Source organism: Ruminococcus bromii (assembly GCF_002834225.1).
Classification (GTDB): Bacteria; Bacillota; Clostridia; order Oscillospirales; family Acutalibacteraceae; genus Ruminococcoides; species Ruminococcoides bromii.
This window is the reverse complement of record NZ_NNSR01000073.1, coordinates 20188-42000: the sequence shown is the minus strand read 5'-3', so window position 1 is coordinate 42000 and position 21813 is coordinate 20188. Positions and strand designations below refer to the sequence as shown.

General features: G+C 43.2%; 16 protein-coding genes. 10 read left to right on the top strand and 6 right to left on the bottom strand.

Translation table 11 applies throughout. From position 1 onward, the window contains the following. Positions 1 to 341: 341 nt before the first annotated feature. From RBATCC27255_RS08960 to RBATCC27255_RS08950, 3 genes are read left to right on the top strand one after another with little or no spacing between them, the layout of a single operon-like run. Complete coding sequence (locus RBATCC27255_RS08960) at positions 342 to 1526, top strand: aminotransferase-like domain-containing protein (protein WP_101029671.1); 1185 nt, start codon at positions 342 to 344, stop codon at positions 1524 to 1526. A gap of 15 nt (positions 1527 to 1541) precedes the next feature. Further along, positions 1542 to 2540 carry a tryptophan--tRNA ligase gene (gene trpS, locus RBATCC27255_RS08955; RefSeq protein WP_101029670.1) on the top strand — a complete coding sequence of 333 codons (999 nt, stop codon included), beginning with the start codon at positions 1542 to 1544 and terminating at the stop codon, positions 2538 to 2540. A gap of 18 nt (positions 2541 to 2558) precedes the next feature. Further along, positions 2559 to 3761, top strand: a complete 1203-nt coding sequence (locus RBATCC27255_RS08950) for a hypothetical protein (protein WP_101029669.1) — start codon at positions 2559 to 2561, stop codon at positions 3759 to 3761. 77 nt (positions 3762 to 3838) lie between these two features. Here RBATCC27255_RS08950 and RBATCC27255_RS08945 read toward each other — a convergent pair whose 3' ends face one another. The 3 genes from RBATCC27255_RS08945 to RBATCC27255_RS10320 all read right to left on the bottom strand — a co-directional run bounded on the left by RBATCC27255_RS08945 (position 3839) and on the right by RBATCC27255_RS10320 (position 7505). Next, the gene (locus RBATCC27255_RS08945) at positions 3839 to 5170 is read right to left on the bottom strand and encodes an MATE family efflux transporter (protein ID WP_101029668.1); all 1332 of its coding nucleotides are present in this window, start codon (positions 5168 to 5170) and stop codon (positions 3839 to 3841) included. A 163-nt stretch (positions 5171 to 5333) separates the two neighbouring features. Continuing rightward, on the bottom strand, positions 5334 to 7127 hold the full coding sequence (locus RBATCC27255_RS08940) for a DUF885 domain-containing protein (RefSeq protein ID WP_101029667.1): 1794 nt from the start codon (positions 7125 to 7127) through the stop codon (positions 5334 to 5336). A 231-nt stretch (positions 7128 to 7358) separates the two neighbouring features. After that, positions 7359 to 7505 carry a DNA cytosine methyltransferase gene (locus tag RBATCC27255_RS10320; protein WP_341458205.1) on the bottom strand — a complete coding sequence of 49 codons (147 nt, stop codon included), beginning with the start codon at positions 7503 to 7505 and terminating at the stop codon, positions 7359 to 7361. Between the two features lie 295 nt (positions 7506 to 7800). Between RBATCC27255_RS10320 and RBATCC27255_RS08935 the strand changes: the two genes are divergently transcribed. After that, positions 7801 to 9285 carry a uracil-xanthine permease family protein gene (locus RBATCC27255_RS08935; protein ID WP_101029666.1) on the top strand — a complete coding sequence of 495 codons (1485 nt, stop codon included), beginning with the start codon at positions 7801 to 7803 and terminating at the stop codon, positions 9283 to 9285. Between the two features lie 296 nt (positions 9286 to 9581). Here RBATCC27255_RS08935 and ilvB read toward each other — a convergent pair whose 3' ends face one another. From ilvB to RBATCC27255_RS08920, 3 genes are all read right to left on the bottom strand, one after another. Next, the gene (gene ilvB / locus RBATCC27255_RS08930) at positions 9582 to 11249 is read right to left on the bottom strand and encodes a biosynthetic-type acetolactate synthase large subunit (RefSeq protein WP_101029665.1); all 1668 of its coding nucleotides are present in this window, start codon (positions 11247 to 11249) and stop codon (positions 9582 to 9584) included. A gap of 160 nt (positions 11250 to 11409) precedes the next feature. After that, positions 11410 to 12105 carry a 5'-methylthioadenosine/adenosylhomocysteine nucleosidase gene (locus RBATCC27255_RS08925; protein ID WP_101029664.1) on the bottom strand — a complete coding sequence of 232 codons (696 nt, stop codon included), beginning with the start codon at positions 12103 to 12105 and terminating at the stop codon, positions 11410 to 11412. A 99-nt stretch (positions 12106 to 12204) separates the two neighbouring features. After that, the gene (locus RBATCC27255_RS08920; protein ID WP_101029663.1) at positions 12205 to 12939 is read right to left on the bottom strand and encodes a 16S rRNA (uracil(1498)-N(3))-methyltransferase; all 735 of its coding nucleotides are present in this window, start codon (positions 12937 to 12939) and stop codon (positions 12205 to 12207) included. Positions 12940 to 13075: 136 nt separating this feature from the next. Between RBATCC27255_RS08920 and RBATCC27255_RS08915 the strand changes: the two genes are divergently transcribed. The 6 genes from RBATCC27255_RS08915 (at position 13076) to RBATCC27255_RS08890 (ending at position 21807) form a co-directional block, all read left to right on the top strand. Beyond that, positions 13076 to 13621, top strand: coding sequence for a CinA family protein (locus RBATCC27255_RS08915; protein ID WP_101029662.1), 546 nt, complete (start codon positions 13076 to 13078; stop codon positions 13619 to 13621). Between the two features lie 140 nt (positions 13622 to 13761). Then, a complete protein-coding gene (gene malQ, locus RBATCC27255_RS08910) occupies positions 13762 to 15249 on the top strand; it encodes a 4-alpha-glucanotransferase (protein WP_101029661.1) in 1488 nt (495 codons plus the stop codon). A gap of 4 nt (positions 15250 to 15253) precedes the next feature. Next, positions 15254 to 17620, top strand: coding sequence for a glycogen/starch/alpha-glucan phosphorylase (locus RBATCC27255_RS08905; RefSeq protein ID WP_101029660.1), 2367 nt, complete (start codon positions 15254 to 15256; stop codon positions 17618 to 17620). Positions 17621 to 17913: 293 nt separating this feature from the next. Next, positions 17914 to 18774: a methylenetetrahydrofolate reductase [NAD(P)H] gene (gene metF / locus RBATCC27255_RS08900; RefSeq protein WP_101029659.1), complete on the top strand. Its 861-nt coding sequence runs from the start codon at positions 17914 to 17916 to the stop codon at positions 18772 to 18774. After that, positions 18771 to 19415 carry a vitamin B12 dependent-methionine synthase activation domain-containing protein gene (locus tag RBATCC27255_RS08895; protein ID WP_015523117.1) on the top strand — a complete coding sequence of 215 codons (645 nt, stop codon included), beginning with the start codon at positions 18771 to 18773 and terminating at the stop codon, positions 19413 to 19415. Before metF ends, RBATCC27255_RS08895 begins: the two co-directional genes overlap by 4 nt. Further along, a complete protein-coding gene (locus tag RBATCC27255_RS08890) occupies positions 19393 to 21807 on the top strand; it encodes a homocysteine S-methyltransferase family protein (protein ID WP_101029658.1) in 2415 nt (804 codons plus the stop codon). Before RBATCC27255_RS08895 ends, RBATCC27255_RS08890 begins: the two co-directional genes overlap by 23 nt. Positions 21808 to 21813: the final 6 nt, after the last annotated feature.

The window sequence follows — 21813 nt, the reverse complement described above, 5'->3', positions numbered from 1 at the left end:
CTCCCAACTCTCCCGAATGAAGAATAATTATATAAAGCTGCCGGTTACTCACGGCAAATATTGTTTTTAAGTCTGCCTCAGCCACGCTTTGGATGCACAAGGACATTATCACTTAGATTATACAACAGAAAGTCATTAAAAACAATACAAAAAGCACAAAAAATACAATTTTCGAGGAGGATAATTCTCTCACATCAAAAAATCCTTTAAAAAAGTTTATCGGAACAAATAAAACAAAATTGCAAATATGCCGTTAAATTTCTTGAATATATAGGCAATTCGTGATAAAATTGTGTGGTATGAAGTTTTTAAAGCCTTATCATTTTTAAAGGAGATATACTATGGAATACAAATTTTCCGACAGGGTTTCAAACCTCAAGCCGAGTGCAATAAGAGAAATCTTTAAATATGCGGCTGACCCAAGCGTTGTTTCGCTTTCGGCAGGCAACCCTTCTCCCGATGCTTTTCCGACAAAGGAGATTGCGGAAATATCGGCAAAGGTTCTTGCGGAAGACCCTATTTCGGTTTTGCAGTACAGCGTTTCGGAGGGTTACGCTCCGCTGAGAAAGCACCTTGCGGAATATATGAAAAAAGAGCATAACACAGGCTCTGACAATGACGACATTCTCATCACAACAGGCGCACAGCAGATTATGGATTTATGCTCAAAGGCTCTTGTGAATGAGGGCGAGGTTGTAATCTGTGAGGCACCGTCGTTCATCGGTTCACTCAACACCTTCAGAAGCTATAATGCAAAGCTCGTGGGCGTTCCGGTTGAGCCTGACGGTATGAACACAGAAAAGCTTGAAGAGGCTTTAAAAGCCAATCCGAACGCAAAGCTTATTTACACAATTCCGAATTTTCAAAATCCTTCGGGTGTTACAATGAGCCTTGAAAAGCGTAAGAAAGTTTATGAGCTTGCCAAAAAATACGGCGTTCTCATCATTGAGGACAACCCGTACGGCGATTTGCGTTACAGCGGCGAATATGTTCCGAACATAAAAAGCCTTGATACTGACGGCATTGTAATCTATGCAGGCTCGTTCTCAAAGGTAATTTCACCGGGTATGCGTGTTGCCTACACAATTGCACCAAAGCCGATTTTCCAAAAGCTTGTTGTGTGCAAGCAGGGCAACGATGTTCACACTAATATTTGGTCGCAGTATGTATGCGATGAATTTATCACAAAGTACGACTTCAACGCTCACCTTGCAAGGCTGCGTGAAATCTACACAAAGAAAGCAAGCTTCTGTATGGAGCTTCTTGACAAATACTGCGCACCGAAAATAACCTATCATAAAATTGACGGCGGTCTTTTCATATGGTGCGACCTGCCCGAGGATATTGATATGCCGAAATTCTGCAGGGAACTCGTTCTCAAAAAGGTTTGCGTAGTTCCGGGCAATGCTTTTTTAACTGACGAAAACGAAACCTGCCACAGTTTCAGAATAAACTTTTCAACACCGACTGACGAACAGCTTGAAAGAGGAATTAAAATCCTCGGCGAGTATGCAAACAGTCTTTAATCACGGAGGACAATTATGGAAAATCAGACAAAAAAAGAGGTTGTATTCAGCGCAATACAGCCCAGCGGAACAATTACACTCGGCAACTATCTCGGTGCGGTTCGCAACTGGGTTACAATGCAGAACGAATACAACTGCATTTATGCTCTTGCAGACCTGCACACAATCACGGTAAGACAGACTCCTGCCGTTATGCGCAAAAACATAATTGACGCTTATGCTTCAATTATGGCTTGCGGCATTGATGTTGAAAAAAGTCTTTTCTTCATTCAGAGCCATGTTCACACCCACGCAGAGCTTGCATGGGCGCTCAGCTGTTACACTCAGTTCGGTGAGCTTTCAAGAATGACGCAGTTTAAGGACAAGTCCGCAAAGCACGCAGACAACATCAACGCAGGTCTTTTCACATATCCCGTACTTATGGCTGCCGACATTCTTCTCTATCAGGCTGACAAAGTGCCTGTCGGTGCAGACCAGAAACAGCACATTGAAATTACAAGAAACATTGCGGAGCGTTTTAACGGTCTTTACGGCAATGTGTTCAAGATTCCGGACGGTTTCATTCCGAAGAACGGCGCAAGGGTTATGAGTCTTCAGGACCCGACAAGAAAGATGAGCAAGTCCGATGAAAATGTAAACGGCTGTGTACATCTTCTTGATACACCCGAGGCTATAATGAAGAAGTTCAAGAGAGCCGTTACGGACAGCGAGGCAAAGGTTCGCTATGCTGAGGGCAAAGACGGCGTAAATAACCTTATGGCAATTTACAGCGCAGTTACAGGTCTTTCATACGAGCAGATTGAAAGGGATTTTGACGGCAAGGGCTACGGCGACTTCAAGACTGCGGTAGGCGAGGCAGTTGTTGAAGAACTCCGTCCGATTCGCGAACGCTACGAAAAGCTTGTTGCAGACAAGGCATACCTTGAAAGCTGTTACAGAAAAGCCGATGAAATCGCTCTTAAAATCAGCAGCCGCACAATGGGCAAGGTTATGAAGAAAATCGGATTTATTTAATCGGGAGAAGTTATATTAATGACAAAAATCGAAAGTAAGGCAATCGGCTTTATCAAGAAATATATTCTTTTATTCCTGCTCGGTGCAATTACAATTTTGGCTGTTTTTATCAGAATTTGCGGAATGGATTTTCAAAGCGATGATTTTAACAGCTTTCTGAATCCTTGGTGGGGCATTATCAAGTATAATGATTTTACGGGGCTTGCAGCTCAGGTGGGCAACTACAACATTCCGTATCAAGTCATAATCTATCTTATGACTCTTTTGCCGCTAAATGCTCTGTATGCGTACAAAATCGTATCAATAATATTCGATTTTGTACTTGCAATTTCAACCGCAATGCTTGTTTGTTCGTTTGCAAAGAATAACCGACGGCTCAAAGCGATACTCACCTACTCAGCCGTACTTCTTTCGGCAACCGTTATTTTTAACTCATCGTTTTGGGCGCAATGCGATTCAATTTACACCTCGTTTATAATTCTTGCAATCCTGTTTTTGCACAAAGACAAGCCGATTGCATCGTTTGTGTTCACCGGCATTGCGTTTGCATTCAAGCTGCAAACCGTGTTCATCCTTCCCGTTCTGCTTTATTACTGGATTTCGACAAAGAAAATTTCAATTCTTCATTTCTTTATAATTCCTGCGGTTGATGTGATAATGTGCCTGCCTGCAATTATTATGGGCAGACCGTTTATTGATATCATCACAATCTACGCTGAACAGACCGACTACGGAAAGCTTATTCAGATGAACTGTCCAAACTTCTACGCACTTATGTGTGACGGAAACGATATGACATATTATTATCTGTTCAAGCAGTTTTCGGTCTTTCTCACAATTGCCGTACTCGGAATTATGATGTGCATTATCATCTATAAAAAGGTTGATTTGAAGAACATTGAAGTTTTTCTTCTGACAACAGCGTGGACCGTCTTCACCTGTATCATGTTCCTTTCGTCAATGCACGAACGCTACAGCTATCTGCTTGACATTATTTTAGTTGTCTATGTGGCAGTAAGCGCAAAGCATTTGTGGCTTCCGATTGTGTCAACGCTTATAAGCCTGAGAGGCTACTGCTACTATCTGTTCTCCTATGAGCTTGTAAGCCTCAAGGTGACCGCAATCATCTGCACCGCACTTTATGTTTATATAACATTCCTGCTCGTAAAAACAATTTTCAGAGCAAAATCATCTGATAATGTTTTTGCAAAAACAATTTAAAATTAAACATATTTTAAATAACAAACAACCGCCAAAATCCATTATATCGGGTTTTGGCGGTTGTTATTTTTATTTATTCAATGATTTTTAATTTTTGCAAATACAACAGCAACAAGGAATGTGACAAATTCTGTAATTGGGAACGCAAGCCATATGCCTGTCATTTGAACAGTGCTGTTTAAAAGCCAAATTACGGGGACTAACAGCACGCCCTGTCGCAACAGTTGAACTACAACGCCGGGCATAATACTGTCTGTTGCCTGTTCATAGGTTGCAATCATTGCGGAAAAGCCGCTGAACACAAATCCGAGTGACATAATTCTCATTGCCGGCACTCCAAAAGCACACATTTCTTCCGATGCCGAAAACAAAAACAATATCTCTTTCGGGAAAATCAGCACCAAGAGCATACCGACAATCATCATAACAGTCGCGATAATTGTTCCGCTCTTATTTGCTTGTTTAAGGCGACCATGCTCTTTTGCTCTGTAATTAAACCGCATTATAGGCAAACAGCCTTGAATTAGTCCGTTCACCGTCATAAAAATCAACTGCTGAACCTTGAAATATGCTCCGAAAAATGCAACCGCCGTGTCCGAATATCGCACCAAAAACATATTTGCAAAATTCACGGTGAATGCTCCCAACGCATTCATAACAAACGAGGGCAATCCGTAGGAAAATATCAGCTTTATCATCTGCGGTTCAAGGCAGTTTTTAAACACCGGCTTAACCTTTTGTTTTGTAAGAAACAGCTGTATCAACGCAATGATTGTTGAAACAACATAGCCTAAAACCGTGGCAACTGCAGCTCCGACCACACCCATTTTCGGAAACGGACCTATGCCGAAAATGAGCAAAGGGTCAAACACAAAATTGAATACAACACCTGCAATTTGAAACCACATCGGAGCAATCATATTGCCTGTTGCCTGAAGTATTTTTTGAATTACAATATGCACCATATTTGGTATCTGCATAAAAACGCAGACGCTCATATACGCAATTCCGTATTCAAAAATCTCTTTGTTTTGCGTAAAAGCTGAATAATAGGGATTTATTATGAAAAGCGAAAGGAAATTTATCAGCACTCCGACAACTACCGAAATTACCACTCCGAGAGCCGCTGCAGAATTTGCCTTTTGCTGATTTTTCTGTCCCAAATAACCTGCAATCAAAACATTAACACCCACACCTATCCACACGGACAACGCATTCATAAGCGTTGTAATCGGGAATGCAAGCGATACTGCCGCAAGTGCCTGTTCATTTATCCCCGCAACAAACATACTGTCAACAAGGTTGTATGAATACTGAAAAAACATTGAAATCAGCGGCGGTGCCGACATTTGAATTATAAGTTTGTTGACAGGTTCATAAGCCATTTTGTTTTCCGTTTTAACGCCCATATTAACACCCCTTGCGTAAAATAAAAATCGCCATACACCCATAATGAGTGTATGGCGAAAATAAGAATCACATCTTAGAAAAATCCATACCAATTAGATTTATCATATCAATGAGTTAATTATATCATACCTGTAAAAAATATTCAAGATTATCACCAAAAATTTACTTTTTGCTTTCAAGCCACATATCAAGGGCTTTTTCATAGACATCAATGCTTGTGATTCCGAGATTCATAATGAAGGTGTGATAATCCTTTGCGTCAAAGCTTGAGCCAAGCTCGCTTTCGGCTGTTTCACGCATATCAATCATCTTGAGGTATCCTACGGTATAGGGGAGAAAATAACCCGGATTTGAACGGGCAAGGTCATACGCCTCTTTTGTTGCGGCTGTAACACTCTCATCGTCGGCCGAACCGAGTGCCGTTGACATATACTCCTTGACTTTTTCATAATCCCAGCCGTTGTAGTTCACACCGACATCGACCATGGAGTAAAGAATATAGCCGAGAATATCATTTGCGTAGATAAGCTTCTTAATGCCATCGCTTGTATCAAGGTAATCAAGCGTACATTTCGAGGCATACTGCGCCCAACCCTCGGTTGCGCCCATAAAGCTTAAAATCTTGCGTACATTCGGGATATCCTTGTTTGCATTTGATGCGGTAAGCTGATAAAGATGACCCGGATAACCTTCATGGGCAAGGGTTGTGTACACCTTAGTCATACCCTTATTTGCAAAGTCGGGGTTGATTTTGATGATATTAACGCTTGTATCGTCAATTCGTCCCTGAACATAGTACGCTACCACATTGTCACTCTTTGCGGAATCGCTCATATAATCTGCCGTGTAAGAGGTTGTAACGGGAGTCGGAAAGTCCTCCTCGATATTCTCAATCAAAAATTCAAGCACCTCGTCGGCATCCTTAAAGTCGGGATTGTAGTCCTGAAATTTACTCAAGTCATCCTGCGAAACATTGCTCATGCTCATTCCGACCTTTGTAAAGCTGTTTGTAAGATATGAAGTAAGCTCTTTCGGAGTCATACTGCTGCTTGTTTTGTCTTTGACAATTGCCGAATAATACTTTTTGCCGATTTCACCGTAACCGCAAAGACCTTCTTCGTTTTTGCCTGATTTTTTGAGACTTTCAAGTGCTGATTTTGCTGCTTTTAAGGCAGGAATGTAGTATTCTTCAAAATACTTTTTGTTGGTTTCGACAACGGTTTTTTTCTCGGAATCGCTAAGGCCGAGTGATTTTATTCTCGACTCGAACTCATCAACAAGCACGGACTTGTCGTTCTTGATATGCTTTTCACACTCATCAATTGACTGCTTCGCAATTTCTTCTGTCATAAAGTAGCCGTCCTCAGCCTGTTTCTTTGTGAACGCAATGCACTCGTCCATATAGCGTTTTGTATCCTTCAAAACAGCGAGGTAGAGGTCTGTATCATCCTTTTCATAGAAAGTAAACTCTGACAAAGTTGTAAAGAGGCTTGCAACAATTCCCGACTGCGGTGCAAAAATGCTCTGCAATTCTGTTGTTCCCTCATATGAAAGCTGAATTTCAAAGTAGCTTGCAAGTGTGTCATAGGTTTGCTTTTGAGAGGAAGTAAGTCCCGAACGGTCAAACTCCTCCAAATCCTTTTTTGCCTGTTTCAGCTCATCAAAGGATTCCTTTGTATCTTCATCGGACACATGACCGAGGGTGTAGTCCTCCTCGTCATATTTCAGACCGTAGTCCGACGGATTTGAAATGTCAAAATGTGCGGTAAGTGCGTCATCCTCGAGTTCTTCCGTAAACAAATCGTCACAATATTTGTCAAACTGGATTTGTGCGTCTGTTTTTGTCGGTTCGGCGTCAGAGTCAACATCACAGGCACAGACAGAAAAAGCCATAACGGCACACAGCATAACAGCAAGCATACCCTTGAGCGACTTTTTATTTATAATTTTATTCATTTTGTCCTCCGTAAAAGTTATTGTTTACCAAAGTATAACATATTATCGTGCTGTTATTCAATGATTATTTTTCTTTTTGTTCTTTTTCGCAGTAACCGTAGAAACGCTCAACAGGCATTGCCGTTCTTTTTCAACAATTGTTGAAAACTATGTGGAAAATGTGTATAATAATCAGCCCTGCTCAATTGTATTTTTGTAAATTGTAACCATTTGTAATTATTTGTAATTTTTTCAGATAACCAAGTCTGCGGCATCTTTATTTAATTCAACAAGTCCTAAGGTATTAAATCCCGCTTTTGATATTCCCAAAGCAAGTCCGCCTGCACCTGCGAACAATTCAATTGCAGAAAAGTTTTTGTTTTTTTCTTTATAATTCACTTCAATAATATCTCCTGAAACATAGTTGTTCAAAACAATGTAATGAATATTACAGGTATTAAAAATACAACTAATATTACAAATTATTTTACTTATGCATTTAAACAGTAGTATTCATTATATCAAAAATTCATCCGAAAAGCAATGACAGAAAAGCGGATAAGGGTGTAAACAGAGAGAAGAAATTCGTTTTTGTAAAAATAAGTTATTGCTTTTATATCTTTGCAAGGGTATAATTAACAGGAATGGGTTTTTTACAGATTTTAAACCCGAAAATGAGAAAGAGGGAATTCTAATGGACAAAAACAACGGCGCAATTTATGATGCCCGCAAGCTCGGAAAACCGAAGATGATAATTCTCGGTGTTCAGCATATGTTTGCAATGTTCGGCGCAACAATCCTTGTTCCGATTTTAACGGGACTTGACATTTCAACAACTTTGCTTATGGCAGGCTTGGGAACACTTTTGTTCCACTGCATTACAAAGTTTAAAGTACCTGCCTTCCTCGGCTCGTCCTTTGCTTTTTTGGGAGGCTATGCCGCAATCAAGGCACTTTCACCCGACGATCCTAACAGTATGCTCCCGTATGCGTGCCTTGGCGTTGCGTGTGCAGGTCTTATCTACTTCATCCTTGCCGCAGTTATCAAGGCGGTGGGCATTGAAAAGGTTATGAGATTTTTTCCGCCTGTTGTAACGGGACCTATTATCATTGCAATCGGTCTTGGACTTGCTCCGTCGGCTGTTTCAAACTGCACAACAAACTGGTTTTTGGCTGTTGTTGCACTTGCGGTAATTGTTGTATTCAACATCTGGGGCAAGGGAATGGCTAAAATCATTCCGATTATACTCGGCTTGCTCATCTCCTACGGCACAGGTCTTGTGCTTTACTTCATTTCACAGGCAAATCCCGACCTTATTCAGAATGTTCCGTGGCTTTTCTCGGGCGGTGCTGACGCAAACGGTGTTTATCAGCCGATTTTTGACTTTACAAGCCTGAACACAATTTGTGACAACATCTCAAAAGGTCACATTTTCGGCAGTGAGGGTCTTATCGGAATTCCGATTCACTGGGATAAAACGGTATTCGGCGGTATTGATTACTCAAATGGTGCGCTTATCGCATCTTCAATCATTGCCATTGTTCCGATTGCTTTTGCTACAATGATGGAGCATATCGGCGATATTTGCGCCATCAGTTCAACAACAGGCAATAACTACATCAAAGATCCGGGACTCCACAGAACTCTTGTCGGTGACGGCCTTGCAACAACACTTGCATCACTTTTCGGCGGCCCTGCAAACACAACATACGGTGAAAACACAGGCGTTCTCGCTCTTACGAGAGTTTATGACCCGAGAGTAATAAGAATTGCCGCTTACTTTGCCGTTGCAGTATCATTCTTCCCGATTGTTTCGGTAATTATCGGTTCAATTCCAAGCTGTATCATCGGCGGTATTTCGTTTGTTCTTTACGGTATGATTTCCGCTATCGGCGTCAGAAATGTTGTTGAAAACAAGGTTGACTTCACAAAGAGCCGTAACCTTATCGTTGCCGCAGTTATTCTTGTTTGTGCGCTCGGTCTTTCAAGCAACACGGTAAGCTTTGCAATCGGCAGTGCTGAAATCACACTTTCACCGCTTGCAGTTGCTTCAATCGCAGGTATCGTTCTCAACGCAGTTTTCCCCGGTAAGGACTATAAGTTCGATACAGAGGATGTTGCCGATGCCGTAAATTTTGAAAAAGAAGTTAAACCAAAAGAGAAGAAAGAAAAGAAGTAATTTTACTTTAATAGTCGTAACAGAAAACAGCCGTAAAAATACGGCTGTTTTTTTACGCTTTGTTTAAAGCTATGTATTCAAAGTTGAGCGCAGCTACTGAATGGCATAAAAAACAGGGTACTCGAACGAGTACCCTATATATGTTTAATTATTAAGTTAGCAGTGTTCGGAAATATGCAGATGTTATTTAATCAAACTACCTACACGAACAAGGAACAGCGGTTTGCCGTGGTCGGGAATTTACAGTTGTTTCTCAGCTAAACTGCCTACACGAACTGCGTGCCGAGGCTCTCGGCTTACATTTCGGTGATGATTTCATTGATTGTTTTTCCCGGAGGAATCATCGGGAGAACATTTGCATCGGGACTGATGCGACAGTCAACAACAACGGGCTTGTTCATTTCAAAAGCCTTTGTGAGAATCGGCTTGATTTCCTCAGGCTTTGTGATTCTTAAACCGTCAACGCCGAAAGCGTTTGCAAGCTTTACAAAGTCGGTTGCTCTGTGCGGATTGGTCTGTGAAAAACGACTGCCGTAGAAAAGCTTCTGCCACTGACGAACCATACCGAGAACCGTGTTGTTCATAACAACTACAACAACGGGGAGTTCATAGGACTTCAGTGTTACAAGTTCGTTTAAGTTCATGTGGAAACTGCCGTCACCTGTGATGAGGCAAACCCTGTCATTGGGACGGGCACACTGCGCACCGATTGCGGCGCCCATGCCGTAACCCATAGTACCCATACCGCCTGATGTGAGGAGCGTTCTGCTTTCCATAATCTTGCTGAACTGTGCAACCCACATTTGGTGCTGACCCACATCTGTTGCGATGATGTCCGACGGACACTTGATTTCGTTGATTACATCAAGAACCTGCTGTGGGAGCGGAAGGTCGCACTCGGGAAGCTTTTTATCATCAAAATGATGCTTCCATTCTTCAATCTTTGCGAGCCAGTCGGGATGATCCTGTCGGTCAAGACCGATTGTGAGTGCAATGAGAATTTCTTTTATATCGCCGAGGATGTACTCGTCAACCTTTACATTCTTGTTGATTTCTTTTTCGTCAATTTCAAGCTGGACAATTTTTGCCTGTTCGCCGAACTTTTCACGGTCACCTGCAACACGGTCGGAAAATCTTGCACCACACGCAATCATAAGGTCACATTCGGCTGTTGCCATACCTGTTTCGTAACCGCCGTGCATACCGATGTTGCCGATGCAGAGCGGGTGGTCGGCAGGAATACAGCCGAGTCCCATAAGTGAACAACAAACCGGAGCGTCAATAAGCTCTGCAAATGCTTTAAATTCTTCGCTCGCATCTGCGCTTATGATACCGCCGCCTGCGTAAATCATAGGACGCTTTGCATTCTTAATCATTTCCTGAACAACACGAATTTTTTCGGGATTCTTAATTTCAAATATCTTCGGTCTTTCGGGGATTGTCTGTACAAATTCCGTCTTGTTGGCTGTAACATCCTTAGGAACATCAACAAGAACAGGACCTTTTCTGCCGTGCTGTGCAAGTGCAAATGCCTTGCGTATCGTGTCGGCAAGATCCTCAACTCTTTCAACAAGAAAGCTTGCCTTTGTAACGGGCTTTACGATGTTTACAATGTCAACCTCCTGAAAGCTGTCTCTGCCAAGCTGATCGGTTGTTACATTGCCTGTGATTGCAACAAGCGGAATGCTGTCAATGTTGGCTGTGGCAAGACCTGTTACGATGTTTGTTGCACCGGGACCAGATGTTGTCATAACAACGCCTGTTTTGCCTGTTGCTCTTGCGTAACCGTCAGCCGCATGAGAAGCACCCTGTTCGTGTGCTGTGAGAATGTGACGGATTTTGTCGCTGTATTTATAGAGTGCGTCATATGTGTTGAGCGCCGCACCGCCCGGATAACCGAAAACCGTGTCAACACCCTGTTCAAGAAGACACTCGCAAATGATTTCTGCACCTGTAAGCTGCATATAAATCTCTCCCTTATATGTGTAGTATTATTTCATAAAATAATGCTACCTTTTATTTTATCCAAATGTGATTATATTGTCAATAGAAATCGAAAAAGACAACTCATTACAAAAGAAAAAACGGGAAACAGATGCGTTCCCCGTTTTGAGTCGGTCATAATTATTCATTTTTGAGATATTCACATATTGCGCCTACGGTTTTTTTGCTTGCAAGCTCACAGAATTTTGCATAATCAACACCCTTGTTTTCGTCAAGGTCATCGGAGATTGCCCTGATGATTCCGTAAGGAGTTTTGAGTGCGTAGCAAACATAACCGATTGCCGCACCCTCCATTTCACAGACGAGAGCGCCGAATGTGTCGGCAATTCTCTTGCGCTTTTTACGGTCTGAAATGAATATGTCGCCGCTTGCGATAACGCCCTGCTCAACCTTGGTGTCGGGAAGTGTTTTGCAAGCCTGCGTAAGCTTTTCAACAACTGTTTTGTCGCAATCAAAAAAGATCTTTGTACCGTCGGGAAACGAAACCTCGCCCCGCTTGTCGCCGAGAGCGGTCGTGTTCATATCGTGCTGAACGGATTTTGTAGCAACAACAATGTCGCCGATTGATACAAGAGGGGAGAGTGAACCGCCCACACCGCTGTTGATTACAACATCGGGATTGAACTTTTCAATAAGCACAACGGCACACATGGCGGCATTGACCTTGCCGACTCCGCAGACAACAACGGCTATGTCCTTGCCGTTAAGAGTACCTGTGGTGAATTTCATTCCTGCGATTTCTTCGGTTTGTGTGTTCTGAGAAAGGGCGATAATTCCGTCGGCCTCAATCTGCATGGCACATATAATTCCTGTCATAAATTTTCCTCCGATTTTGGTGTTGAGTTAATGTAATTTGTATATGCAACTACTATGCTACGCTCGGGCATCATTTGTCGTGCATTGCACAAACTGTCTTCACGAACTAAAATTGTCGGTTTCGTACATAATAATGGATAGGGCGGCGAGGGGGGCGGTTTCGGCACGGAGAATTCGTTTGCCGAGGGTTGCCGTCTGACCGCCGATTGCGGTTACGCTGTCAACCTCCGATTGTTCAAATCCGCCTTCACTGCCGATGAACATTCCGACGGTTTTAGGCTTTGTGCCATTCAGAATTTTTCTGACGGATTCTCCGCCCATTTCGTAAAAAAATACGGTCTTTTCGTTCTGCTTTGTCTGTTCTGCCGCCTCTTTAAACGAAATGCACGGAGTTACTTCGGGAATAATGCCCCTGCGACTCTGCATTGCTGCCTGAAGAGCAATTTTCTGCCAGCGTTCACACTTCTTTTTCAGCGACTTTTCATCGGGACGGGAAACACATCTTGCCGAAATCATCGGCACAATTCTGCTGATTCCGAGTTCCGTACACTTTTGAACGATGAAGTCCATTTTGTCGCCCTTTGGCAGAGCCTGATAGAGGGTTACAAACACATCGGGTTCGTTTTCACACGGCTTTTGTGAGATGATGTCAACCGTGACTTCACCCTGCGTGATGAGCGAAATTTTACATTCATACTGAGTTTTATCGGGAGAAACAAGGGTGATGTCCTCGCCTGTACGCATACGCAGAACCTTTGAAATATGCTTTGCGCTCTCTCCGACAAGGGTGTAGTTGTTGCCGGATATATTTTCTTCGGTAAAAAACCAAGCCATAATATTTATTACCTCTTTTGTTTTAAGAATTGCATAGGACACGCTTCCCTTTAATATACCAAAAAATAAAAACAATTGCAATATTCATATTGCGGTGTTAAAATATGGATAGAAAATTTATCGGAGATGATTATAAATGATAACTCTGACAGATATAGATGTGATTAAGCTTTTGAGAAAAAACAACCTCAACGCCGATACGCTTCAGGAAAATGTTGTTGCAAAGCTCCGTGAAAAGGGTGTAAGGCTTGCAACCGCAGAAAGCTGTACAGGCGGTCTTTTAAGCGAAAGAATTACCGCAGTAAGCGGTGCAAGCGATGTGTTTGATTTTGGCGTATGCACATATGCAAATGAAATGAAGCATAAGGTTCTCGGCGTTTCAAACGAAACGCTGTCTGTGCTTGGAGCAGTTTCGGCTGAAACGGCAATGCAGATGGCAGAGGGTGCAAGGAAAATTTCGGGCGCGGATTTAGCCGTAAGCACAACGGGAATTGCAGGACCTACGGGCGGAACTCCCGAAAAGCCCATTGGTCTTGTTTTTTGCGGAATCAGCACAAAAGACAAAAGTTATGCCGTAAAGCTTATGCTCGGCGGCAGTATAAACAAGACAAATTCGAGAAGCTATATAAGAAAACTAACTTCTGACGCAGTTTTTCTTACTATTTTGAGTATATTGCAATAACTTGTCATTGTTTAAAAAATAACTTGTAAAAATGAAGATTATGTGATAGAATTATCTTGATACTGTGGGTTCAGGGGCGAATTGCGCCCGAAACCACAGATTTAAAAATTTAATATTCCGTCAGAATGGAGTTGATTTTTATGGCTAGAAGCGCAGGTGTTCTCCTTTCGATTACTTCGCTTCCATCCCCCTACGGTATCGGCACCATCGGCAAAGAGGCTCGCAAGTTTGCTGACTATCTGAAAAAATCAGGTCAGAAGATTTGGCAGATTCTCCCCGTTGGACCGACAAGCTACGGTGATTCACCGTATCAGTCCTTTTCAACCTATGCAGGCAACCCTTACCTCATTGACCTTGACACTCTTTGTGAAGAAGGTCTTTTGACTAAGGAAGAAATTATGAGCTACGACTGGGGCTCAAACGATGCCGAGGTTGATTATGAGAAAATTTACAACAGCCGCTTTGAAGTTTTGAGAATTGCTTACAATAACTTCAAAAAAGGCGACCAGAAGGCATTTACATCCTTCAAGCGCAAAAACAGTGCATGGCTCAAAAACTACGCCCTTTATATGGCGGTTAAAAAGAGCTTTGATATGGTTTCCTGGACAGAGTGGCCGGACGAGGAAATCAAAATGCGTGATGAGGCTGCCGTGAAGCGTTATGAACGCAAGCTCAAGGATGATGTTGATTTCTGGAAATTTGTACAGTTTAAATTTTATGAGCAGTGGGAATCCTTCCGTGCGTATGTAAACGGTCTTGGCATCAAGATTTTGGGCGATATGCCGATCTATGTTGCCATGGACAGTGCAGACACATGGGCTAATCCCGAGCTATTTCAGCTTTATGACGACGGTGATCCTATTGCAGTTGCAGGCTGTCCGCCGGATTACTTCTCGGCAACAGGTCAGCTTTGGGGCAACCCTCTCTACGACTGGGATTACCTTGAGGCTACCGACTATGAGTGGTGGTTTGAGCGTATCAAGGCTGCATCAAAGCTCTATGACATCACCCGTATTGACCATTTCAGAGCTTTTGCAAGCTATTATTCAATTCCTTATCCTGCCGAAAACGCAATCAACGGTGAATGGGTTGAAGGTCCGCGCATTAAGTTCTTTGAGATGATGGAAGAGGCACTCGGCAAGATTGATATTGTTGCCGAAGACCTCGGAACACTCACCCCCGATGTAACCGAGCTTATGGAGCAGACAGGCTATCCGGGAATGAAGGTTCTTGAATTTGCTTTCGACAGCGGTGAAGAGAACGACTATCTTCCCCATAAATACACCGAAAACTGTGTTGTTTACACAGGCACCCACGATAACGATACTGTTATGGGCTGGCTTGAAACAGCTAAACCCGAAGACATTAGCTATGCAAGAAGTTACTGTCAGATGCCTGATGACGAACCGTTCAACTGGGGACTCATCCGTGTTGCTTATGAAAGCAAGGCAGATACAGCAATCGTACCTATGCAGGATATTCTCGGCCTTGGCAAGGAGGCAAGAATGAATATTCCGTCAACACTCGGCGGAAACTGGGTATGGAGACTCGATGGTGCAGCTCTTACTGATGAGCTTGCAGATAAATTAAAAACTATGTCTGAAAAAAGCGGACGACTGGAGGACTAAACAAATGGGTAATATTATGGAAAAGCTTGAACTCACAGCTCAGTCTATGTACTGCAAAAAGATTGAAGAGCTCACACCCGCTGAGCTTCACTACTCACTCGGCAAAGCAGTAATGGGCGAAATCGCAGGCAACTGGGAAGCAAGCAAGATTAAACATGACAGCGAACGCAGAGCTTACTATTTTTCTGCAGAATTCCTCATGGGCAGAATGATGTACAACAACCTCTACTGCCTCGGCATTCTTGAAGATGTTACAAAGCTCCTCAAAAAGAAGGGCATTGACATTAATGTATTTGAGGATATCGACGATGCTGCTCTCGGTAACGGCGGTCTCGGCAGACTTGCCGCTTGTTTCCTCGACAGTGCTGCTACACAGGAAGTACCGCTTGACGGCTACGGAATCCGTTACAAGTACGGTCTTTTCAAGCAGCTTATCGAAAACGGTTATCAGGTTGAAACAGCTGATAACTGGCAGAGATTTGAAGATCCGTGGTGCAACCGTGTTGAGGATGAGGCTGTTACAGTATCATTCAAGGGCCAGACAGTTAAGGCTGTTCCTTACGATATGGCTGTTATCGGCTGTAAGACAACAAACATCAACACACTTCGTCTTTGGCAGGCTGAGGCAGTAAACGATTTTGATTTTACTGCTTTCAATAACACAGAGTACAACAATGCCGTTCAGGAAAAGAACGATGCCGAAAACATCACAAAGGTTCTTTATCCTAACGATAACAAGTATGAGGGCAAGGTTCTCAGACTTAAACAGCAGTATTTCTTCTGTTCTGCATCACTTCAGGACATTATGCGCCGTTATAAGAAGAAGCACGGCAATGATTTCAGCTTCTTTGCTAAGGAAAACACAATTCAGCTTAACGATACACATCCTGTATCATGTGTTCCCGAGCTTGTAAGACTTCTTATGAACGAAGGCTTCAATTTTGACGATGCTTTTGAAATTGCAAGAAAGACATTTAACTATACAAACCACACAGTTCTCGGCGAGGCTCTCGAGAAGTGGCCTGCTGACCTTATGACACAGGTTATTCCTGAGATTTATCACATTATCTGCCTTATCGCCAACAAGTGCCAGGAAGAGCTTACTGCTAAGGGTGTGCATGAGGATACAAAGGCTAAGATGCGCATTATCGACGGTAATGTTGTTCATATGGCAAGACTTGCAACATACGCATCAACATATGTAAACGGTGTTGCCGAGCTTCACACAGAAATCCTCAAGGCTGATGTACTCAAAGAGTGGTATCAGGTATATCCCGAGAGATTCCAGAACAAGACAAACGGTATCACACAGCGCCGTTGGCTCGGTCTTTGCAACCCTGAGCTTTCTGCTCTTATCACAGAGAAGGTTGGCTCAGATGCATGGCTTACAGACCTTTCACTTCTTGAAAAGCTCAATGACAGCATTGACACAAGAACAATCACAAAGTTCAACAACATCAAGAAGAAGAAGAAACAGCAGCTCGCAGACTACATCAAGAAGATGGACGGCTACGATGTAAATCCCGATTCAATCTATGATATTCAGGTTAAGAGACTTCACGAGTACAAAAGACAGCTCCTCAACGCTTTCTCAATCATGACAATCTACTTCAGATTGAAGGATAAGAAGCTTAAAAACTGGACTCCTACAACATTTATCTTCGGCGCAAAGGCTGCTCCGGGTTATGCAAGAGCAAAGGCAATCATTAAGTACATCAATGAGATTGCCAAGCTTGTAAACAACGATCCCGAAACAAAGGATCTCCTTCAGGTTTACTTCATTTCCAACTACAATGTATCTTACGCTGAGAAGATTGTTGTTGCCGCTGACCTTTCTGAGCAGACATCAACAGCAGGTCTTGAGGCATCGGGTACAGGTAACATGAAGTTCATGCTCAACGGTGCTCCTACACTCGGTACACTTGACGGTGCTAATGTTGAAATTGCTGAGTGCGCAGGCATTGAGAACGAATACATCTTCGGCGCAAAGGTTGAGGATATCGAGAGAATGAAGAAGGAAGGCTACCATCCAAAGGCTCTTTATGACGCTAATCCGGAAATCAAGAGAGTTGTTGATACACTTATTGACGGCACATTTGATGACGGCGGTGCTCAGGGCGAAGGCAGCTTCAAGGAACTCCATGATTCACTCCTCAAGGATTCTTCATGGCAGAAGGCTGATAACTACTTCCTCATCTATGATCTTCCCGATTATGTTGATACAAAGATCAGAGCTAACACAGAGTATGCTAACCGTAAGGAATTCGGTAAGAAGTGCCTTATCAACATTGCAAATGCAGGTAAGTTCTCATCTGACCGTACAATCCTCCAGTATGCTAAGGAAATCTGGCACACATCTTACAAGAAGTAATTTATCAAATAATTTTACTTTAAATATTTGTGCGTAAAGCATCCGAGGGGCTGTTGCAGAATGCAAAATTCTGTAACAGCCCCTTTATTGTTAATGCTTATAAATGTGAACTCACCCGAAAAAAACTGCGAATATAACTTTTATTTATACTGCAATCCCCGAAAAAATGATAGCACCAAAGGACAAACTCTGACAAAACAGTATTGTGTGCTAAATTTATTTGTGTTATAATTAACGCAGTTTAACGGTTGTTAATCAATTTTAACAAGTACTTTTACCGAGGTGTTTTATATATGAAAATCAGCAGTCTGTTTAACAGCGGAAAAACAGTTTTTTCTTTTGAAGTATTTCCGCCTAAAAAGACCTCTCCGATTGAATCGGTTTACGGCAAGCTTGAAGAAATTTCGGCTTTAAAGCCTGACTTCATCAGCGTAACATACAGCGCAGGCGGCAGCGGTTCAAAGAGCCGTACCTGCGAAATCGCAACAAAAATCAAGAGAGATTTCGGAGTTGAATCCGTGGCACACCTCACCTGCATTAACAGCACAAAGGCTGATATTGACCGCAACCTTGCGCTTTTTAAAGAGAACGGCATCGAGAATATTCTTGCACTCCGCGGTGACAGGGTTGAAGGTGTTGAACCGCAGAAGGATTTCACTTATGCAAGCGATTTGTGCAGATACATTGCGTCACAGGGTGATTTTGACATTGCCGGCGCTTGTTATCCCGAGGTTCACAGCGAGGCAACCGATGAGGTTGAGGACATTCACAACCTTCGCAAAAAGGTTGAGTCGGGTGCAAGCCACCTTATTTCACAGCTTTTCTTTGACAACTCCGTTTACTATCGTTTTCTTGAAAGAGCGAAGATTGCAGGCGTGAATGTTCCGATTGAGGCAGGTATTATGCCTGTAACAAGCAAAAGTCAGATTGAAAGAATGGTTTCAATGTGCGGTGCAAGCCTTCCTGCAAAATTTGCAAAGATTATGCAGAAGTATGATACAAGGCCCGAGGCTTTGCGTGACGCAGGCATTGCATATGCGGTTGACCAGATCGTTGACCTTATCGCACACGGTGTTGACGGCATCCACCTCTACACAATGAACAACCCGTATGTTGCAAGAAAAATTACGGAGGCGGTGTCAAGTCTTTTATGATAACGCTTGACAGATTAAACCGCAAAGAGGCTATACGCTACCTCGGCGGTGCAGGAATCAGCCTTAATTACCGCATGGATGTGCTGATGGATGAATGCGAAAAAGAAATATTGAAAACAGCAGAGCCGAGATTTCTCTATGTTGAACGCAAAGCTCCGTTTGACGATATTTTACTCGGCAATGATATAAAAAAGCATCTTGAGGGCTGCCACACAGCTGTTATGATGTGTGCGACAATCGGTTCGGAAATTGACAAGCTTATCCGTATAAGCCAGATTTCCGATATGGCAAGGGCGGTTGTGCTTGACAGCTTTGCAAGCGTTGCCGTTGAACAGGTGTGTCAAAAGGTTGACGAAATTCTTGCCGAAAAATACAGCGGAAAGTATATGACCTTCCGTTTCAGCCCCGGCTATGGGGACTATCCTATTGAGATGCAGAAGGAGTATCTGAGAATACTTGACGCTCCGAGAAAAATAGGTCTTACAACAGGCGACAGCTGTTTGCTTGTGCCGTCAAAGTCGGTTACGGCGGTTCTCGGAATTTCAGACAATCCGATTGAACGAAGAAAACGAGGGTGTGCAATTTGCAGTATGAAAGGCAAATGTCGCTTCAGAAGAAATGGGGAACATTGTGGTGTTTAAGAATTTTTCAAACTTTAGTGAATATCTCAACCAAAAGAATTTTATTCTGCTTGACGGTGCAACAGGAACTCTCATTCAGAAAAGCGGTGTAAAGTACGACCATGTGCCTGAGGTGCTGAACATTACTCACCCCGAGCTTATCGAGAGCTTTCACAGGAGGTATATTGATGCCGGATCTGACATTGTGTACGCAAACACCTTCGGTGCAAATGCCTACAAGCTTCAGGACAGCGGTTACAGCGTTGAAGAAATCATCGGCGCCGGTGTTAAGATTGCAAGAAAAGCCGTTGAGGGTACAGATGCCCTCGTTGCCCTTGATATCGGTCCGATAGGTCAGTTGCTTGAACCCGCCGGTTCAATGAAATTTGACGAGGCTTATGAGTATTACAAACAGCAGATTCTTGCCGGTAAAGATGCCGATGTCATAGTTTTTGAAACAATGACCGACCTTTACGAGCTTAAAGCCGCAGTCCTTGCCGCAAAGGAAAACTGCGACAAACCTATCCTCACAACAATGACCTTTGAGAGAAACGGACGAACATTTACAGGTGTATCCCCTGCCTGTGCGGCTGTCACTCTTACGGGACTCGGTGTTGACGCTCTCGGTGTAAACTGTTCACTCGGTCCGGATGAGCTTGAACCCGTTGTTTCCGAGATGTCGAAATACACAAATCTTCCCCTTGTAATCAAGGCTAACGCAGGTTTGCCCGATCCTAACAGCAACGAGTACAACATTATGCCCGATAAATTTGCCGAGTGCGTTTGTTCACTCCTCAAATACGGTGTTAAGATTATCGGCGGATGCTGCGGAACGAATCCCGATTATATTGCAAAAATTAAGTCGGAGGTTGCCGACAGAGAATATCAGCCTCAGACAAAAAGCGTTGACACAACCGTTTGCAGTTCAACGACGGTTGTCGAAATCAACGGTCCGAGAATTATCGGCGAAAGAATTAACCCCACAGGTAAAAAGCTGTTCAAGCAGGCGCTTGTTGAAAATAATATTGACTATATTCTCACTCAGGCTCTCAGTCAGGTTCAGGGCGGTGCGGAAATTCTTGATGTCAATGTAGGTCATCCCGAAATTGACGAAAAAAAGATGATGGTGCGTGTTCTCAAGGCTATTCAGAGTGTGTGTGATGTTCCGCTCCAGATTGACTCCACAAAGCCCGAGGTTATTGAGGCAGGACTCCGCTACTACAACGGCAAACCGATTCTGAACTCCGTAAACGGTGAGGAACAGAGCCTTGCAACGGTTCTTCCTCTTGTCAAAAAATACGGTGCGTCTGTTGTCGGACTTGCACTTGACGAAAACGGTATCCCGAAAACCGCCGAGGGCAGATTTGAGATTGCAAAACGAATTGTTGAAAGAGCCGAGGCTGTCGGCATTGACAGAAAAGATGTATATATCGATTGTCTTACTCTTACGGTTTCCGCAGAACAGGCGGCTTGCCGTCAGACTCTTGAGGCCTTGCACAGAGTAAAAACAGAGCTTGGCTGTAAAACCTGTCTCGGTGTATCAAATATTTCGTTCGGACTTCCGAACCGTGAGCTTGTCAACAGAACTTTCCTTACAATGGCTATGGAACAGGGACTTGATTTGCCGATTATCAACCCGAATGTTGAGTCGATGACAGGCGCTGTAAGAGCATTCCGTGTGCTTAACGGCATTGACAAGAACTCGCTTGAATTTATCAACGCATATAACGATGCTGTTCCTGCCGCTCCCGTTAAAAAGGCAGACAGCAATGTTGATATTTTTGCGGCTGTTTATAACGGACTTAAAAACGAAGGTGCAGCCGCAACCGCAAAGCTTCTTGAAACAACCGATGCAATGCAGGTTGTAAACGAAATGCTTATCCCTGCACTTGACAGAGTGGGTGAAGATTTTGAAAAGAATAAAATCTTCCTTCCACAGCTTATCCAAAGCGCAAACACAGCTCAGGAGTGCTTTGATGTAATTAAAAAGCACCTTACAAAGACAAGCGGAACTCCCGTGAGCAAGGGCAAAATTATTGTGGCAACCGTAAAGGGTGACATTCACGATATCGGTAAGAACATTGTAAAGGTTCTTCTCGATAACTACGGCTACACAGTTGTTGACCTCGGTCGAGATGTTGATCCTCAGCTTATTGTTGATACTGCCGTTGAACAGAATATTACAATGATAGGACTTTCGGCTCTTATGACAACAACTCTCAAGAGCATGGAAGATACAATAAGGCTTGTAAGAGAATGTAAGGAACTTCAGAATCCCGATGGCTCAAGCAAATGCACAATATTTGTCGGCGGTGCGGTTCTTACAAAGGACTACGCTATGAAAATTGGCGCTGACTACTACTGCCGTGACGCAAAAGAAAGCGTTGACACGGCAAAGCTCGTTCTCGGCTGATTTAGT

Bases quoted from the DNA above. Each gene is read 5' to 3' on its own strand.
- malQ (WP_101029661.1), top strand. From the start codon at position 13,762: ATGGCTAGAAGCGCAGGTGTTCTCCTTTCGATTACTTCGCTTCCATCC.
- RBATCC27255_RS08895 (WP_015523117.1), top strand. From the start codon at position 18,771: ATGATAACGCTTGACAGATTAAACCGCAAAGAGGCTATACGCTACCTC.
- RBATCC27255_RS08925 (WP_101029664.1), bottom strand. From the start codon at position 12,105: ATGACAGGAATTATATGTGCCATGCAGATTGAGGCCGACGGAATTATC.
- metF (WP_101029659.1), top strand. From the start codon at position 17,914: ATGAAAATCAGCAGTCTGTTTAACAGCGGAAAAACAGTTTTTTCTTTT.
- RBATCC27255_RS08920 (WP_101029663.1), bottom strand. From the start codon at position 12,939: ATGGCTTGGTTTTTTACCGAAGAAAATATATCCGGCAACAACTACACC.
- RBATCC27255_RS08915 (WP_101029662.1), top strand. From the start codon at position 13,076: ATGATAACTCTGACAGATATAGATGTGATTAAGCTTTTGAGAAAAAAC.
- RBATCC27255_RS08890 (WP_101029658.1), top strand. From the start codon at position 19,393: ATGGGGAACATTGTGGTGTTTAAGAATTTTTCAAACTTTAGTGAATAT.
- RBATCC27255_RS08950 (WP_101029669.1), top strand. From the start codon at position 2,559: ATGACAAAAATCGAAAGTAAGGCAATCGGCTTTATCAAGAAATATATT.
- trpS (WP_101029670.1), top strand. From the start codon at position 1,542: ATGGAAAATCAGACAAAAAAAGAGGTTGTATTCAGCGCAATACAGCCC.
- RBATCC27255_RS08945 (WP_101029668.1), bottom strand. From the start codon at position 5,170: ATGGGCGTTAAAACGGAAAACAAAATGGCTTATGAACCTGTCAACAAA.
- RBATCC27255_RS08905 (WP_101029660.1), top strand. From the start codon at position 15,254: ATGGGTAATATTATGGAAAAGCTTGAACTCACAGCTCAGTCTATGTAC.
- RBATCC27255_RS08960 (WP_101029671.1), top strand. From the start codon at position 342: ATGGAATACAAATTTTCCGACAGGGTTTCAAACCTCAAGCCGAGTGCA.
- RBATCC27255_RS08940 (WP_101029667.1), bottom strand. From the start codon at position 7,127: ATGAATAAAATTATAAATAAAAAGTCGCTCAAGGGTATGCTTGCTGTT.
- ilvB (WP_101029665.1), bottom strand. From the start codon at position 11,249: ATGCAGCTTACAGGTGCAGAAATCATTTGCGAGTGTCTTCTTGAACAG.
- RBATCC27255_RS08935 (WP_101029666.1), top strand. From the start codon at position 7,801: ATGGACAAAAACAACGGCGCAATTTATGATGCCCGCAAGCTCGGAAAA.